At 68.8% G+C, this 15,572-nt stretch carries 14 protein-coding genes; 9 read left to right on the top strand and 5 right to left on the bottom strand.

Annotated features, from left to right (window positions below; all coding sequences use genetic code 11):
* Positions 1–127 precede the first annotated feature (127 nt).
* Positions 128–1,600 carry an adenosylhomocysteinase gene (gene ahcY, locus BLV57_RS17185; protein ID WP_091289763.1) on the top strand — a complete coding sequence of 491 codons (1,473 nt, stop codon included), beginning with the start codon at positions 128–130 and terminating at the stop codon, positions 1,598–1,600.
* 185 nt (positions 1,601–1,785) lie between these two features.
* Positions 1,786–2,211: a YjdF family protein gene (locus BLV57_RS17180; RefSeq protein ID WP_091289762.1), complete on the top strand. Its 426-nt coding sequence runs from the start codon at positions 1,786–1,788 to the stop codon at positions 2,209–2,211.
* A gap of 25 nt (positions 2,212–2,236) precedes the next feature.
* Here BLV57_RS17180 and BLV57_RS17175 read toward each other — a convergent pair whose 3' ends face one another.
* Entirely contained in the window at positions 2,237–3,226 is a 990-nt protein-coding gene (locus BLV57_RS17175; RefSeq protein WP_176968652.1) for a hypothetical protein, read from the bottom strand.
* Between the two features lie 246 nt (positions 3,227–3,472).
* Between BLV57_RS17175 and BLV57_RS17170 the strand changes: the two genes are divergently transcribed.
* The 3 genes from BLV57_RS17170 to BLV57_RS17160 all read left to right on the top strand — a co-directional run bounded on the left by BLV57_RS17170 (position 3,473) and on the right by BLV57_RS17160 (position 4,982).
* Positions 3,473–4,033 carry a papain-like cysteine protease family protein gene (locus tag BLV57_RS17170; RefSeq protein WP_245757358.1) on the top strand — a complete coding sequence of 187 codons (561 nt, stop codon included), beginning with the start codon at positions 3,473–3,475 and terminating at the stop codon, positions 4,031–4,033.
* Positions 4,030–4,275 (top strand): hypothetical protein, encoded by a 246-nt coding sequence (locus tag BLV57_RS17165; protein WP_091289759.1) that lies wholly within the window; start codon positions 4,030–4,032, stop codon positions 4,273–4,275. The genes BLV57_RS17170 and BLV57_RS17165 overlap by 4 nt, the downstream gene beginning before the upstream one ends.
* A gap of 74 nt (positions 4,276–4,349) precedes the next feature.
* Positions 4,350–4,982 (top strand): dTMP kinase, encoded by a 633-nt coding sequence (locus tag BLV57_RS17160; protein ID WP_091289757.1) that lies wholly within the window; start codon positions 4,350–4,352, stop codon positions 4,980–4,982.
* A 4-nt stretch (positions 4,983–4,986) separates the two neighbouring features.
* Here the strand turns inward: BLV57_RS17160 and BLV57_RS17155 are convergent, their stop codons facing one another.
* The 4 genes from BLV57_RS17155 to BLV57_RS17140 all read right to left on the bottom strand — a co-directional run bounded on the left by BLV57_RS17155 (position 4,987) and on the right by BLV57_RS17140 (position 10,554).
* Positions 4,987–6,102 (bottom strand): aromatic ring-hydroxylating oxygenase subunit alpha, encoded by a 1,116-nt coding sequence (locus BLV57_RS17155; RefSeq protein WP_091289755.1) that lies wholly within the window; start codon positions 6,100–6,102, stop codon positions 4,987–4,989.
* On the bottom strand, positions 6,099–7,214 hold the full coding sequence (gene solA, locus BLV57_RS17150) for an N-methyl-L-tryptophan oxidase (protein WP_425426002.1): 1,116 nt from the start codon (positions 7,212–7,214) through the stop codon (positions 6,099–6,101). The genes BLV57_RS17155 and solA overlap by 4 nt, the downstream gene beginning before the upstream one ends.
* A gap of 2 nt (positions 7,215–7,216) precedes the next feature.
* Positions 7,217–9,658 (bottom strand): GcvT family protein, encoded by a 2,442-nt coding sequence (locus BLV57_RS17145; RefSeq protein ID WP_091289752.1) that lies wholly within the window; start codon positions 9,656–9,658, stop codon positions 7,217–7,219.
* Between the two features lie 122 nt (positions 9,659–9,780).
* Positions 9,781–10,554, bottom strand: coding sequence for an IclR family transcriptional regulator (locus BLV57_RS17140; RefSeq protein WP_091289750.1), 774 nt, complete (start codon positions 10,552–10,554; stop codon positions 9,781–9,783).
* A 134-nt stretch (positions 10,555–10,688) separates the two neighbouring features.
* On the opposite strand from BLV57_RS17140, the gene BLV57_RS17135 reads away from it, so the two are divergent.
* The 4 genes from BLV57_RS17135 to BLV57_RS17120 all read left to right on the top strand — a co-directional run bounded on the left by BLV57_RS17135 (position 10,689) and on the right by BLV57_RS17120 (position 15,328).
* Positions 10,689–11,006, top strand: coding sequence for a bifunctional 3-phenylpropionate/cinnamic acid dioxygenase ferredoxin subunit (locus tag BLV57_RS17135; RefSeq protein WP_091289748.1), 318 nt, complete (start codon positions 10,689–10,691; stop codon positions 11,004–11,006).
* A gap of 188 nt (positions 11,007–11,194) precedes the next feature.
* A complete protein-coding gene (mtrA, locus tag BLV57_RS17130) occupies positions 11,195–11,872 on the top strand; it encodes an MtrAB system response regulator MtrA (protein ID WP_005150760.1) in 678 nt (225 codons plus the stop codon).
* Positions 11,873–11,879: 7 nt separating this feature from the next.
* Positions 11,880–13,598: an MtrAB system histidine kinase MtrB gene (gene mtrB / locus BLV57_RS17125; protein WP_091289746.1), complete on the top strand. Its 1,719-nt coding sequence runs from the start codon at positions 11,880–11,882 to the stop codon at positions 13,596–13,598.
* Positions 13,595–15,328 carry an LpqB family beta-propeller domain-containing protein gene (locus tag BLV57_RS17120; protein ID WP_342741193.1) on the top strand — a complete coding sequence of 578 codons (1,734 nt, stop codon included), beginning with the start codon at positions 13,595–13,597 and terminating at the stop codon, positions 15,326–15,328. Before mtrB ends, BLV57_RS17120 begins: the two co-directional genes overlap by 4 nt.
* Positions 15,329–15,572 lie beyond the last annotated feature (244 nt).

Below are 15,572 nucleotides of genomic sequence, written 5' to 3'. Positions count from 1 at the left end.
CCCGCAGTTCGACGACCCGGGTGTCGGGTCCGGGGAAAGACAAGGTGAGAGCCTCCTGATAGCCCAGTGATCGTTGAGCGGACAACGGTACTGTTCTGTTGTAATCCACCCTTGGAGGAAACGAGCTATGACCCCCGAAAGCGTTGCCAAGCGGCACGACAACCGCAACGGCATCGAGTTCGCCGTCGCCGATCTCGAGGCCGCCGAGTTCGGCCGCAAGGAGATCCGCCTCGCCGAGCACGAGATGCCCGGTCTGATGGCTTTGCGTCGCGAATACGCGGAGGTCTACCCGCTGCGTGGCGCGCGGATCTCCGGCTCGCTGCACATGACCGTCCAGACGGCGGTGCTGATCGAGACGCTGGTTTCGCTGGGCGCCGAGGTGCGCTGGGCGTCGTGCAACATCTTCTCCACCCAGGACCACGCGGCCGCCGCGGTCGTCGTCGGCCCGCACGGCACCGTCGAGGAGCCGAAGGGCGTCCCGGTGTTCGCCTGGAAGGGTGAGTCGCTGGAGGAGTACTGGTGGTGCACCGAGCGGATGCTCACCTGGGACGGCGAGGGTCCCAACATGATCCTCGACGACGGTGGCGACGCCACCATGCTCGTCCACAAGGGCACCACCTTCGAGAAGGCGGGCGTCGTCCCGCCGACCGACGAGAACGACTCGGAAGAGTTCGCCGTGTTCCTGGACCTGCTGCGCGCGTCGCTGGCCGCGTCGCCCGGCAAGTGGACCGCGATCGGCGAGGGCGTCCGCGGCGTCACCGAGGAGACCACCACCGGCGTGCTGCGGCTGTACCAGCTGGCGGCGGCCGGTGAGCTGCTGTTCCCGGCGATCAACGTCAACGACGCGGTCACCAAGTCGAAGTTCGACAACCGCTACGGCATCCGCCACTCCCTGATCGACGGCATCAACCGCGGCACCGACGTGCTCATCGGCGGCAAGGTCGCGGTCGTCTGCGGCTACGGCGACGTCGGTAAGGGCGCGGCCGAGTCACTGCGCGGCCAGGGCGCCCGCGTGATCGTCACCGAGATCGACCCGATCTGCGCGCTGCAGGCGGCGATGGACGGCTACGCGGTCCGCAAGCTCGAGTCCGTGCTGCCCGAGGCCGACATCATCATCACCACGACCGGCAACAAGGACGTGGTGCTCGCCGAGCACATGGCGCAGATGAAGCACCAGGCCATCCTGGGCAACATCGGCCACTTCGACAACGAGCTCGACATGGCCGGCCTGCAGCGGTACCCGGGCATCCGCCGGATCAACATCAAGCCGCAGGTCGACGAGTGGGTCTTCCCGAACGGCAAGACGATCATCGTCCTGTCCGAGGGCCGTCTGCTCAACCTCGGCAACGCGACCGGGCACCCGTCGTTCGTGATGTCGAACAGCTTCTCGAACCAGGTCATCGCCCAGGTCGAGCTGTTCACCAAGCACGAGGAGTACGACAACGAGGTCTTCCGCCTGCCGAAGAAGCTGGACGAGAAGGTCGCGAAGATCCACCTCGACGCGCTCGGCGGCGAGCTGACCAAGCTCACCAAGGAGCAGGCCGAGTACATCGACGTGGACGTCGAAGGCCCGTTCAAGCCGGAGCACTACCGCTACTGATCAGGTCGTGAGTGTTCCCGCCGGTTCTAACCGGCGGGAACACTCACGAGCTATCCTGGTGGGGTTCTTGGCTGGACGAAACTCACGGCCCGGTAGGTAGTCCGGGCGGCGCTTCGGCGTTCGTTGTCCCTCGTTTCGGGAAACCAGTACGGCCAGGCTGATTCGTCATGCCTGGAGGTTGACCGATGAACGGTGAGTTCACCGTGTTCCACGACGGCCGGTTCTGGATCGGCGTCTACGAGTTCCGCGAGGACGGGCTGGTCCGAGCGGCCCGCCATATCTTCGGCGCCGAGCCGACCAACGCCGAGCTGCTGCACTTCGCGGCTGGCCCGGGTTTCACGGCCTTGGCCCGCGAAGCCGAGCGCGCGCCCGCCGTGCCGATGGAGATCAAGAAAAGCACGCGCGTTTCTGCGAAAAGGCTCGCGAAACAGGCGAAGAAAGCGCAGGAATCAGCAGGAGTCGGCACGGCCGCGCAGCGTGCGCTGCGTGAGTCCGTCGCCGAGCGCGTCGGCGAGAACAAGGCCGCCCGCAAACGCCGCGAAGCCGAAGAAGGCGCCCGCCGCCGCGCGCTCGCCCGCGACAAGGCGCGTGCCAAGCATCGCGGGCGTTAATGGCGCCATCTGCCGACAGGTGGCGCTACGACCACTCGACCGCGACGCCGGCCAACCCCGGTCCGGCGTCGCGGAAGTACGCGCTGGTCACCCCGCCCATCACGCAGGGCAGCTCTTCGGACTCGACCGGGATCGCGTCGTCGCGGGTGCGGACCTGCCGGACACAGCGGGCGGGCAGCGCGCGCCGGTTGAAGCGCAGCTGCACCAGGTAGCTGGCGCATTGGTCGCGCAGCATCCGGTAGTAGCCGGGTGAGGCGGAGCCGGAGTCGTCGCGGACCTCGAAGCAGAAGACGTGGATCTCGCCCTCGGCGAGCTTGCGGTCGAAGAGCAGCTCGGTGGCGAGCGTGTCGCTGCCGGGATGCCTGCGCATGCGGCCGATCCGGCAGCCCTCGGCGGTCACCAGCTCGACGCCTTCGATGTCGCAGCCCTCGTCGCCGTTGTAGACGGTGATGTAGCGGTCCGGGCCCTGGCGGCGGGCGCGGGCGACGAGCCGGGTGTGCAGGCTGCGCTGGCGGTGCTCGGCGTCGAAGGTGATGGTGTCGTGCACCCAGAGCAGTTCCAGGTCGGCGTTGTACCGCGACGACGGGTACGCGCCGAGCTCGGTGAGCAGCTGGTCGACGATCGAGCCCATGTCGCCGGAACGCAGGTCGGAGAACGAAACCGCGAGCTGGTGCGCCTTGGCGCGCGAGGTGCGCGGGCCGATCAGCACGACGAGCGCGTCCGGCGGCAGCTGCAGCACCGACTCCAGAGCGCGCACGGCCGGCAGCGCCTTGGGTACTTCCGGCTGACGGAGCCCGCGCTGCCAGTAACTCAGCGTCGACTGTCCAACGTGGACACCCCGGCGGCCGAGATGCGCGCGCAGCCGGGCCAAGGACAGGCCGCGGTGGGCGATCGCCAACCGCAGCGCGTGGTGGAACTCGCCGGAACGCAGCGCGTCGGCCAGCTCGCGCGGCAACGGCTCTGCGGGGCGTCGGCCGTTCTCGACGACAGTGTGGGCGTCACCCTCTCGTGTCACCAACTGCCCCTTCACTAACGAGTGTGCGCTGGGCGTGAACACCGCGGAACGTTCACGGTAGCAGCGCCGACCGTCATTTCCGACCGCTCTTTAGGGGTGTTGGCCACGCCAGGGTGACCGTTCCGCGTTCCGGGGTTGACGCGGAACGATCCGTTCGGATGGGTGACCTTCTTGCTCAGGGTGATTGTCGCGGACCAGATTTGTCACGAACCGAAGTTCGGCGGGGGTTCGGACGGGAGGCCATGGGTGCCGGTCTACTCGAAGGCACGCGTCATCGGAGCCGCGTGCTTGACGCTCTGGCTCGTCACGCCTGTCCACGCCCAGGCCGCCACCCGCGCACTCGACCTCGTCATGCAGGCCCAGGAGCAGACCCAGTGGTGCTGGGCGGGCTCCGGCAACAGTATCGCCGCCTTTCACGGCGCCACGATCACCCAGACCCGCTTCTGTCAGCTCGCGCACGGTGAGTCAGGTGACGCCTGCGCGAACAAGGCGGGCACGCTCGGCGACGCCCAGCACGCGTTCGCCTCACTCGGCTTCTCCTCGCCGGGGACCTACCTCGCCGACCGCGTCGGCTACGACGACATCAAGGCCCAGATCGAAGCGGGCAGGCCCATCCAGACCCGGATCGGCTGGACCGCGGGCGGTGGCCACATCCACGTCGTCTACGGCTACGACAGCGTCCAGCAGCGCGTCTACTGGGGCGATCCGTGGCCGACGAACAGCCGCTACAACCTCTCGACCTACGCGTACTACTCGAGCAATCGCAGCTTCTCCTGGACCCACACACTCACCGGGATCGCGAAATGAAGGCGCTCACGCTTGCCTTGCTGATCATCACCGGATTGCTGGTGACCGGAGTTTCCGCCGGAGCCACGACCACGGTGCCCACCCACCACGACAGCATCGCACTCCAGGTCATGCCACGCGGGGAGACCGGCCCGCCCCCGTCGGAGCGCGAATTCGACTGGGCGCCGTTCGGCGTCTTCGGCGGCATCGCCCTCCTGGTCGGCGCCGGCTACTGCCTTTACGCGCGGCGGCGGCCCGCCTAGCCGTACCGGCAGGTTCGGCGAGGACCCCCTGCACCCGCCGAGCCTGCCGGTCAACCACCTCGTAGGGTTGCCCCGTGGGCCGATTGGTAGTCATCGAAGGACTGGACGGCGCGGGCAAGCGCACCCTCGCGAACGGGTTGACGGAGGCGCTGACCGCAGCGGGCGCCAGTGTCGCCGCGCTCGCCTTCCCCCGCTACGGCAAGAGCGTGCACGCCGACCTGGTCAAGGAGGCACTCCACCGCGGCCACGGCGACCTCGCCGACTCCGTCTACGGCATGGCCATGCTCTACGCGCTCGACCGCTCGGGCGCCGCCGACGAGATCCGCGTCCTGCGCGCCAGCCACGACGTGGTGCTACTCGACCGCTACGTGGCCTCGAACGCCGCGTACGGCGCGGCTCGCCTGCACCAGGACGCTTCGGGCCCGTTCGTCGCTTGGGTGCGCGAGCTGGAGGTCGACCGTTTCGGCCTGCCGGTGCCCGACGCGCACCTGCTGCTGCGGGTCTCGCCCGAGGTCGCGGCCGCGCGCGCGGAACACCGGGCCCGCACGGAGGCGGACCGCCCGAAGGACGCCTTCGAGTCGGATGACGCCTTGCAGCAGCGGTGCGCGGGCGTGTACGACGAGCTGGCCGCCCGGGACTGGCTGGCGCCCTGGCACGACGTCGCGGGCGCGGACCCCGCCGCACTGGCCGCGACCCTGCTCGCCTGACCGACTACCGCTTCACCCGGTCCCGCACCCAGTCGTGGAACTCGGCGATGTGGTGCTCGGAAGGCATCAGGACCCCGCCTTCCGCGTAAGCCCGTGAAGACATCGCGGGCTGGCACCGTTCACAAGCGTCGAAGTCCTGGACGTTCACCCGGTCGAACAACTCCACCGACCGCGACACGTCTTTGCCTGAAGCCACAACGTCTTTCGAATACAGCCAGTCGCACTCGACCACCGTCCGGTCGGCCGCCAGCGGATACATCCGGTGGAAGATCACATGGTCCGGCACCAGGTTGATGAACACCTGCGGCCGCACGGTGATCGCGTAGTAGCGCCGGTCCTGCTCCGGGACCACCCCCGCGAGCTTGCCGAAGCCGGGTGAGCCGTCGATCGTGAAGCCGTCGATCCCGGCGCCGAACTCCGCGCCGTGCCCGACGTAGTACTGCGCCGCGTAGCCGCCCGCGAACTCGGGCAGCACCTCGGTCAGCTCGGGGTGGATCGTCGCGCAGTGGTAGCACTCCATGAAGTTCTCGATGATCAGTTTCCAGTTGGCGCGCACGTCGTAGGTGATGCGGCGGCCGACCTCCAGCTCGTCGATCTCGTAGTGCTTGATCGCGTCTGCGTCGCCGAGGCGCGTGGTGGCCGCGCCGATCACGTCGTCCTCGAACGAGGGCGGATCCGGCGCCAGGCACACCCACGCGTAGCCGAGCCATTCACGCAGGTGAACCCCGGCGAGTCCATAGTGGACACGGTCGATGTCCGGGGTGCTGGCCAGGTTCGGCGCCGCGATCAGCTTGCCGTCGAGGCCGTAAGTCCAGGCGTGGTAAGGACATTGGAACGCACGGCGTACCGTCCCGGACTCCTCCGTGCACACCCGCGCGCCGCGATGGCGGCAGACGTTCAGGAACGCGCGCAGCGCGCCGTCACGTCCTCGGCTGACCAGGATGCTTTCGCGTCCTACTTGGATGGTGCGGAAGTCGCCCGCCCCGGGAAGATCCGCGCCGCGGACCGCGCAGAACCACATGTTCTCGAAGATCGAGGCCTGCTCTTCGGTGAAGATCTCCGGCGAGGTGTAGTAACGGCCGGGCAGCGTGGCCAGCAGGCTGGGCGGGAGCGCCGTCATCTTGCTCCTGTCAAACGAGCGGGGTCGAACAGGGCGATCGGGTGTGCGGTGCCGCCTTCGACGAGGTCGGCCAGGATCTCACCCACCACGGGCACGAACTTGAAGCCATGTCCCGAAAAACCACAGGCGACGACCACGCGGTCCCGCGACGGATGCCGCGCGATGACGAAATGCTCGTCCGCCGTGTTGGTGTACATGCACGTTGCCGCGCGCTGGAATTCCACTGGCAGCGAAGGCATCCGCGCCCGCACGAACTCGGTCATCGCGGCGATCTCCTCGGCGTGCACCGTGCGGTCGATCGTCTCGGGCGTGCAGGTCTGGCCGCCGCGGAAGAACGCGACCTTCACGCTCCCGTCGACCGCGGGGAAGCCGTAGAACTGCCTGCCGGCGTCGCCTTCCCAGATATAGATCGGATGTCGCTGGAACGCGCTCACGTCCGACGGCGCGAACCAGTACTGCACCTGCCGCTCGATGGTGAACTCGATGCCCAGCTCGGCCAGCAGTTCGGGCGCCCACGCCCCCGGGCAGATCACCAGCTGCGCGGCCTCGTACGTCCCGTGAGACGTCTCGACGCGCACGCCGGACGAGGACGTCGACCAGCGCAGCACCTTCTCTTCGAAGTGCAGCTCGGCGCCCGCGCGCTCGGCCAGTTTCAGGTGCGCGGCGACGCTCGACTCGGGCACGACGAAGCCGGCGCCCGCCTCGTACAGGCCGATGTCACCGTCGGCCGGGCGCATGGTCGGGAAGCGGGCGCGGATCTCGGCCGCGTCGAGCAGCTCGTGCGGCAGGTCCCATTTCTGGGCGCTGAGCAGGCTTCCCGCGACCGTGCGCGAGTCCGGCTCGCCGATCATGATCCCGCCGCAGCGGTGGAACACGTCGATCCCGGAGTCCCGCTCGATGCCCTCCCACAGCTCGTGCGCGTGCAGCAGCAACGGCACGTAGGCCGGGTCTTCGAAGTACGCCTGCCGCGTGATCCGCGAGCCGCCGTGGCTGGATCCGAGGTTGTGCACGGGGGAGAACTGCTCGATACCGAGCACGCTGTGGCCGCGCTGCGCGAGCCGGTACGCGGCCGCGCTGCCCATCCCGCCCAGGCCGATGACGATCGTGTCCAAGGTCAGCTCCTCAGCCGGGTCATCTTGGGGTCGAACAGTGGTTCTTCCGCGACCCGCACCGGGATGCGCGTCCCGAAGTACTCGATCTCCACCGGCCCGTCGATGGACGAGGGCAGCCAGGCGTACGCGATGTTCTTGCCGATCGTGTATCCGTACGCCGCGCTCGTGACGTAGCCGCTCGGCCGCCCGTCCACGAACACCGGCTCCTTGCCCAGCACGACCGAATACGCGTCTTCCCAGGTCAGGCAGGTCAGCTTGCGTGAGACGGTCGCCTCGGACCGGCCCTCGATGGCGTCACGGCCGATGAAGTAGCCCTTGTCCATCCGCACGGCGAAGCCGATCCCGGCCTCGTACGGGTCGTGCTCGGTGGTCATGTCGGTGCCCCACGACCGGTAGCCCTTCTCCAGCCGCATCGAGTTGAACGCGTCGCGCCCCGCCGCGATGACGCCGTGCTCCTGCCCGGCCTCCCAGAGGATGTCCCACAGCTTCCGGCCCATGTCGGCCGTGGTGTACAACTCCCAGCCGAGTTCGCCCACATAGGACAGTCGCATCGCAGTCACCGGCACTTCGCGGATATAAGCCTGGCAGGCCTTGAAATACCCGAGCGCCTTGTGCGAGAAGTCCGTTGTGGACAGTGGCTGCAAGAGGTCGCGCGCACGCGGTCCCCACAGCCCGATGCAGCAGGTGCCGGGTGTCGTCTCCTGGATCTGGACGGTGCCGTCGCCGGGCAGATGCCGCGAGAACCAGTCGACATCGAGGTTCCCGTTCACGCCGACCTGGAACCGCCGGTCGCCCAGCCGCGCGACGGTCAGGTCGCTGCGCACGCCACCGTCCTCGCCGAGCAGCAGGGTGTACGTCACCGCGCCCGGCTTCTTGTCGAGCTGGTTCGTGGTCAGCGTCTGCAGGAACGGCAACGCGCCGGGACCGCTGATCTCCAGCCGTTTCAACGCGGTCATGTCGAACATGGCCACGCGTTCGCGAGCCACCAGCGCCTCGGCGCCCGCGATCGGCGACCAGTAGCGCGCGGCCCAGTCGTTGCGCGCCGGGACTCGCTCCACCTCGGGCAGGTTCGCGTTCGCCTCGTACCAGTGCGGGCGCTCCCAGCCGTTCGCTTCGAGGAAGTACGCCCCGAGTTCGGCCTGCCGCTCATAGAACGGGCTGGTCCGCAACGGCCGCGGGTCTTCCATGGGCTGCAAGGGATGCAGCACGTCGTACACCTCGACGAAGCTCTGGCAGCTGCGCGCACGCACGTAATCCGGCGCCAGGTGGACCTTTTCGAACCGCGCGAGATCGCACGAGTGCAGATCGAGGCGCGGCTGCCCGTCGATGAGCCATTCGGCCATCGAGCGCGCGACGCCGGCGGAATGCGTGATCCAGACGGCTTCGGCCAGCCAGAAGCCGTCCAGCTCCGGGTGCTCGCCGAGCAGCGGCATGCCGTCGGGGGTGAACGAGAACAGGCCGTTGATGCCCTCCTCGACCTTGGCGTCGCCCAGCGAGGGCAGCAGGTCGACCGCGGCGGCCCACGACTCGTCGAAGTCGGCAGGGGTGAAGGCCAGCTCGGACGGCATACCCGCTGATGTGCGCGGATCGGCGATCTCGGCCGCGTCGAGCGGCATCGGCCGGTGCCCGTACGCGCCGACGCCGATCCGGTCGACATGCTCGCGGAAGTAGAGGTCGGCGTCCTGGTGCCGCAGGATCGGCTTGCTCGCCTCGCCCAGCTCGGTGTTGTGCCCCGCGAGCTGCGGCAACGCGGTGGTGCGCGCGTACTGGTGCGCCATCGGCACCAGCGGGACGGTGAGGTCGACGAGCCCCCCGATCAGCGGGCCCCACATGCCCGCGCACGAGACGACGATGTCCGCGCGGAAGGTGCCGGTCTCGGTGGTGACTCCGGTGACGCGGCCCGCGGACCGCTCGATCGCGGTCACCTTCTGCCGCGCGAGGAAGCGGGCGCCACGCCCGATCGCGAGCTGGGCCTGTGCCTCGGCGGCGCGCAGCGGCTTGGCGAGCCCGTCGGACGGGACGTGGAACCCGCCGAGCACCTTCGCCGGGTCGACCAGCGGGTGCAGCGTGGCGCATTCCTCGGGCCCGACCAGTGCGCTTTCGACGCCGGACGCGGTCGCCCAGCCATGTCTTCGCTTGAGATCGTGCAGCCGTTCGGGCGTGGTCGCGACCTCGAGGCCGCCGACCTGCCGGAAGCACCACCCGCCGTCGAGGGTGAGCTCCGAGTACTTCGTGACGGTGTACTTCGCGAACTCGGTCATGGTCCGGCAGCCGTTGGTCTGGAAGACCAGGCCGGGCGCGTGCGAGCTGGAACCGCCGGTGGTGAACAGGTCGCCCTGCTCCAGGACGGTGACGTCGGTCCAGCCCCGTGCGGTCAGCTCGTCGGCGAGCGCGCAGCCGACGATGCCTGCCCCGATCAGCACGACGCGAGGGGTGACGGCCATGCGAGAACCTCCTGGTCAGTCGTCCACAAAGGACCAAGATGCAGGCGGAGGTGTTCCGTCTTCTGCAACAAGGTGCGTTATGCGAGACGCTGCTGTCAATAGGCCAAGAGGGCTCGCGACTGTCAGCTCTTGAAGTACCCCAGCTGGGACGAAAGTTCTTCCGCCGCTTGGGTCATGGGCCGCACGATTTGCCGTACGCGCTGTTTCGACAGCCGGTACGAAGGCCCCGACGCGCTCATCGCGGCGATCACCTCGCCGCCCGGCCCGAGTATCGGCACGGCCACCGCGTGCAGCCCGAGTTCCAGCTCCTCGAAGCAGGCGGCGTAGCCCTCTTCGAGCACCCGGTCCAGCTCCAGCGTCAGCTCGGCTGGCTCGACCGTGGTGCGCGGCGTGTACTGCTCGAGCTTGCGGCGCAGCAGCTTGCGCCGTTCGGCCTCGTCCATGTTCGCCAGCAGCACCTTGCCGCTGGAGGTGGCGTGCAGCGGCGTGCGCTGGCCGGTCCAGTTCTGCGTGCTGATCGCGGCGGTGCCGCGCGCCTGGCTGATGTTGATCGCGACCCCGTCGTCGGCGACCGCGATGTTGACCGTCTCGCCGAGCGACTCGGCCAGCGCCTGGCAGCTGTGCCTGCCGAGTTTCGCCAGGTCCATCCGCCCGGTGGCGGCGCCGGCGAGGCGCACCATGCCGAAGCCGATGGCGTATTTGCCGCGCTCGCCGAGCTGCTCGACCAGCCCGCGTGCCTCGAGCACGCTCACCAGCCGCGAGACGGTCGACTTGTGCACGCCCAGCTCGACCGAGATCTCGGTGATGCCCGCTTCGCCCTCGCGCGCGAGTATTTCGAGCACGCTGATCGCCCGGTCGACCGATTGCACCTGAGAGGGACCCTCGGAGTTCCGCATAGCGCAACAGTATGGCGTTTTGCGAAACTCCGCTGATCTGACCGGGGGACACCCTTGACGTGGCCGGGGGTGCGGGCCGATCGTTGCGGAAGACAGAACGCGTCTCGTCCTGCGCAACATTGTGGGAGGCCCTGATGATCAGAGCGTGCGACGTCTCCGACCTCCCGGACGGTGAGGCGATTCGTATTGTCGCGCACGTCCCCATCTCCGTGTTCCACAGCGAAGGTGAGTTCTTCGCCATCGACGACACCTGCACCCATCAGGACGCGTCGCTCGCCGACGGCTGGGTCGAGGGCTGCGTCGTCGAGTGCCCGCTGCACGCGGCGACCTTCGACCTGCGCAGCGGCAAGGCGCTCTGCCTGCCCGCGAACGATCCCGTCCGCACCTACCCGGTCGTGGTGTCCGACGGAGTGATCTATGTGGACACTGGGGTGCAGACCGGCGTCGCCTGAGTGGCCGCCTGACATCCCACCCGTGGATGATCCGACACGGTGTTTCTTCATATGTCGACAAAAACGTCTTGCCTTCTGCTTGCCTGAGGCACCCGTTCGGAGCAGCACGAACAGGGAATCTTGATCTTTCTGGTGGTCAAGCGCCGGGTCGTGCACGCGTTGAGACACTTCAGTGCGAATATGTCCTCATGAAGGCACGTGTACTGGTGGTCGACGACGACCCGGCACTCGCGGAGATGCTCACGATCGTGCTGCGAGGGGAGGGGTTCGACACCGCCGTCGTCGCGGACGGCTCGCGAGCGCTGCCCGCGCTGCGTGAGCTGAAACCCGACCTGGTGCTGCTCGACCTCATGCTCCCCGGCATGAACGGCATCGACGTCTGCAAGGCGATCCGCGCCGAGTCCGGGGTGCCGATCGTGATGCTCACGGCCAAGAGCGACACCGTGGACATCGTGCTGGGCCTCGAATCCGGCGCCGACGACTATGTCGTCAAACCGTTCAAGCCCAAGGAACTCGTCGCCCGCGTGCGAGCGCGGATGCGCCGGACCGAGGCCGAGCCCGCGGAATCGCTCACCATCGGCGATCTCGCGATCGACGTGCCCGGCCATGAGGTGACCCGCGAGGGCAAGGCGATCCCGCTGACGCCGCTCGAGTTCGACCTGCTGGTCGCGCTCGCCCGCAAGCCGAGGCAGGTGTTCACCCGCGAGGTGCTGCTGGAGCAGGTGTGGGGCTACCGCCACGCCGCGGACACCCGGCTCGTCAACGTCCACGTGCAGCGCTTGCGGTCCAAGGTGGAGAAGGATCCGGAACATCCCGAGGTCGTCTTGACGGTCCGCGGGGTCGGGTACAAGGCGGGCCCGCCATAATCGGGGAATGAGACAGCGGTTCCGTGCGTTCGCGGCCGCGGCGGCTCAGCTGATCCGACGGGTGTCGGTCTTCGGCCGCCGCCGTTCGGTCGCGTTCGGCGAGTTGTGGCGCCATTCGCTGCAGTTCCGCGTCACCGTGTCCACCCTGGCCTTGTCGTCAGCGGTGGTCTTCGTGCTGGGCATGGTCCTGCAGAACCAGATCACCGAGCGGCTGATCACCACCAAGCAGAACGCCGCGGTGGCGCAGACGCAGGCGGTGGCCGAGGCGGCCGCGACCGAGCTGGTCGGGATCGGCGCCGAGCCCGCCGACACGATGCGCGAGCGGCTGTCCAACGCGCTGAAAGGCCTGGCCAGCAGCTCGGCGGGAGCGAAGGACGGCCCGGTTTCGGCCGCGGGCACCTTCGAGCCGGTGCTCGCCACCGGCGGGCGCAACGCGGCGGCCGACGCCGTGTTCGCGGGCAACTACGACAAGGTGCCGGTCCGGCTGCGGCAGTTCGTCGAGTCCAACCAGCTCAGCCTGCAGATCCACACCGTCGAGAACGACGGCACCCGCACCACGTACATGATCGTCGGCGCGCCCGTGACCAGCGGGCTGACGCCGTTGCAGCTGTATCTCCTCTTCCCGCTCACCGCCGAGCAGAACACCGTCTCGACCGTGCAGAACACGTTGTTCGTCGGCGGGCTCGTGCTGCTGCTCCTGCTCGCCGCGATCACCAACCTCGTCACCCGCCAGGTGGTCAGGCCGGTCCGCCAGGCGGCGGCCGCCGCGGAGCAGTTCGCGGGCGGTGACCTGGAACAACGCCTCGCCGTCGTCGGCGAGGACGACCTCTCGAAACTCGCTGTCTCCTACAACGAGATGGCCGCGAGCATCCAGCGCCAGATCCGCCAGCTCGAGGACTTCGGCGGCTTGCAGCGCCGGTTCACCTCGGACGTCTCGCACGAGCTGCGCACCCCGCTGACCACCGTCCGGATGGCCGCCGACGTGCTGCACGCTTCGCGCGAGCAGTTCCCGGCCGGTCTCGCGCGGTCCACCGAGCTGCTGGTCGACGAGCTCGACCGGTTCGAGGCGCTGCTCGGCGACCTGCTGGAGATCAGCCGTCTCGACGCGGGCGTGGAGGAGCTGGCCGCCGAGGTCATCGACATCCGCCCGATCGCGCGCCGCGCCGCCGAGCAGGTGCGCGGCATCGCCAGCAACGCGGGCAGCGTCATCGAGATGGAGCTGCCCGACGACGAGACGCCGGTCGAGATCGACGCGCGCCGGGTCGAGCGCATCCTGCGGAACCTGCTGGCCAACGCGGTCGACCACAGCGAGGGCCGCCCGGTGAAGATGCGCGTCGTCGCGGGCGAGGACGCGGTCGCCATAGCGGTGCGCGACCACGGCGTCGGCCTGCGGGCGGGCGAGGCCGACCTGGTGTTCAACCGCTTCTGGCGCGCGGACCCGTCCCGCAACCGCCGCACCGGCGGCACCGGGCTGGGCCTGGCGATCAGCCAGGAGGACGCCCGGCTGCACGGCGGCGAGCTCGACGCGTGGGGCGAACCCGGCGCGGGCGCCTGCTTCCGGCTGACCCTGCCGCTGCGCCAGGACACCCCGTTCACCAGCAGCCCGCTGCCGTTGCCGCCGGAGGACTTCACCCCGGTCGAGCCGCTGAACGGCCACGTCGGGCTGCTCGAGGTCCAACCGGCGCAGGAAGCCATCCTGGCCGACCATGAGGAGGTAGGCCGGTGAAGACCGCGGTCAAGCTCATCGCGCTCGCGGTCATGCTGCTGGCGAGCGGCTGCGCCAACATCCCGGCCGAGATGCAGCCCGTGGTGCTCTCGGGCGAGCGGCCGGCTCAGGCCGTCCAGACGCCGCAAGAGCCTGAGAAGGGCTTGGACGCGCTTACGGTCGTCCGAGACTTCATCAAGGCCAGCGCGCTGACAGCGAGCGGAAACGCCTCGCCGACAGCCAGCGTCTACCTCGACGAAGAGACTCGTAAGTCTTGGGCGCCGGTCAAGGGCCTCACAGTCATCGAAGACACCTTCGGCACGGTCTACGCGCCTGAGCCGGAGCAGACCGCGGACCCGAACGAGAAGGTCGTGCTGGTCCGCGGGTTCATGGTCGGCACGCTCGGCCAGGACAGCGCGTTCATCCCGGCCGTGCCCGCCAGCGGCGACTACATCCTGCCGGTCCACGTGCGGCTGCAGGCCGACAACCAGTGGCGGATCACCGGGCCGCTGTCGAACAACCTGGTGATCACCGAGCGCGACTTCTCGGCCAACTACTTCAAGGTCGCGGTCAACTTCTTCTCGCAGGACTCCGGCGTTTTCGTGCCCGACCTGCGCTATGTCTTCGCGAAGCCCCAGTCGGGCCTGCCCAACCGCGTGATGGACCTCGTGGTCGACGGCCCGTCCGAGGCGCTCAAGGGCGCCGTCATCAACCTGCTCGGCCCGGACGCCCGGCTCGAACAGAACGTGAAGGGCGTCGACGACGGCTCGCTCGTGGTCCCGCTGACGGGACTCGGCGATCCACCGATCGAGAAGAGACGCCTGATAGTGGCGCAGATCGTGTTGTCACTGCAGAACGTCACGACCAGCCGCATCAAGGTGCTCTCCGACGGCAAGCCGATCCTGCCGGACAAGGACGCCTGGCGCGTCAACGACCTGGCGAGCTACCCGGTCGGCGCCCCGCCGGAGCTCAACGGGATGTACACGGCCGACGGCGGGATCTTCTCGCTGTTCGACGGCAGGCCGCTGCAGGGCAACGCCTACCACGACGTGGTCAGCGCCGCCCAGTCCCTGGACGGCAAGCGCCTGGCCACGGTCGAGAAGCTCTCCGGGGACCGCATGGTCCTGCGCATCGGCGGCCTCGACCACCAGGAGGAAGTCGTCTCAGCGCCGCAAGGCGAGTTCCTGACGAGACCGACCTGGCGGGCCGCCACCGGCGGCGCCGAGGTGTGGACGGCGGTCGACGGCACCACGGTCCTGCGCGCGGTCCTGACCGGCGACGGCAAGTGGAAGGCGCAGGGCGTCAACGCCACCGACCTGGTGGACCTGGGCAAGATCACCGCGCTCAGGCTGTCCCGCGACGGCGCCAGGGTCGCCGCGGTGGTGGCGGACAAGCTGATGGTCGCCGCGGTCGTGCGAACCCCCGAGGGAGTGCGGTTGACCGCGCCCCGGAGTTTGCGCAACGCCGATCTGACGAACGTGACCGACGTGGACTGGGCGAGCCAGGACACGCTGGTCGCGGTGACCAGCTCGACCTCGCAGCCGGTGGTGAAGGTGCCGGTGGACGGGCGGCGGATCGACGGCTTCAACAGCTCCAACCTGACCGCGCCCGTGCGCGGGGTGACCGCGTCGCCGAACAAGCCGACGATCGTGGCCGACTCCAACGGGCTCTGGGTGGCGAGCGAACTGGGCGAGGTGTGGCGGCCACACGCCCGCACGGCCAAGGACGCCCGCCCCTTCTACCCCGGCTGACCCCGCGCCACGGGGGTCGCCTGGGCTTCGCCTGGGCTTCGCGAACGTTGTGAACGAGGCGTTCACAACGCTCAAGGTTGTGAACGTGGCGTTCACGCCTTCCGCCGGGCCGGGGTCGTGAGTGTTGCGGCCGGTTCTAACCGGCCCGTATTTGGTCACCTACGGCGGAATCCGCGGCGCTGCCTGGTGCGCTGGCGTGACAAGGGTGGCCCTTGTCACGCTGGAGGTGACAAGGGCCGCCCTT

Origin of the sequence: Amycolatopsis xylanica (assembly GCF_900107045.1) — a bacterium.
GTDB lineage: Bacteria > Actinomycetota > Actinomycetes > Mycobacteriales > Pseudonocardiaceae > Amycolatopsis > Amycolatopsis xylanica.
This window is presented reverse-complemented; position numbering and strand designations above follow the sequence as displayed.

Excerpts from the sequence above, each read along its gene's own strand:
- ahcY (WP_091289763.1), top strand. The coding sequence starts at position 128 with ATGACCCCCGAAAGCGTTGCCAAGCGGCACGACAACCGCAACGGCATC.
- BLV57_RS17180 (WP_091289762.1), top strand. The coding sequence starts at position 1,786 with ATGAACGGTGAGTTCACCGTGTTCCACGACGGCCGGTTCTGGATCGGC.
- BLV57_RS17165 (WP_091289759.1), top strand. The coding sequence starts at position 4,030 with ATGAAGGCGCTCACGCTTGCCTTGCTGATCATCACCGGATTGCTGGTG.
- BLV57_RS17155 (WP_091289755.1), bottom strand. The coding sequence starts at position 6,102 with ATGACGGCGCTCCCGCCCAGCCTGCTGGCCACGCTGCCCGGCCGTTAC.
- BLV57_RS17145 (WP_091289752.1), bottom strand. The coding sequence starts at position 9,658 with ATGGCCGTCACCCCTCGCGTCGTGCTGATCGGGGCAGGCATCGTCGGC.
- BLV57_RS17140 (WP_091289750.1), bottom strand. The coding sequence starts at position 10,554 with ATGCGGAACTCCGAGGGTCCCTCTCAGGTGCAATCGGTCGACCGGGCG.
- BLV57_RS17135 (WP_091289748.1), top strand. The coding sequence starts at position 10,689 with ATGATCAGAGCGTGCGACGTCTCCGACCTCCCGGACGGTGAGGCGATT.
- mtrA (WP_005150760.1), top strand. The coding sequence starts at position 11,195 with ATGAAGGCACGTGTACTGGTGGTCGACGACGACCCGGCACTCGCGGAG.
- mtrB (WP_091289746.1), top strand. The coding sequence starts at position 11,880 with ATGAGACAGCGGTTCCGTGCGTTCGCGGCCGCGGCGGCTCAGCTGATC.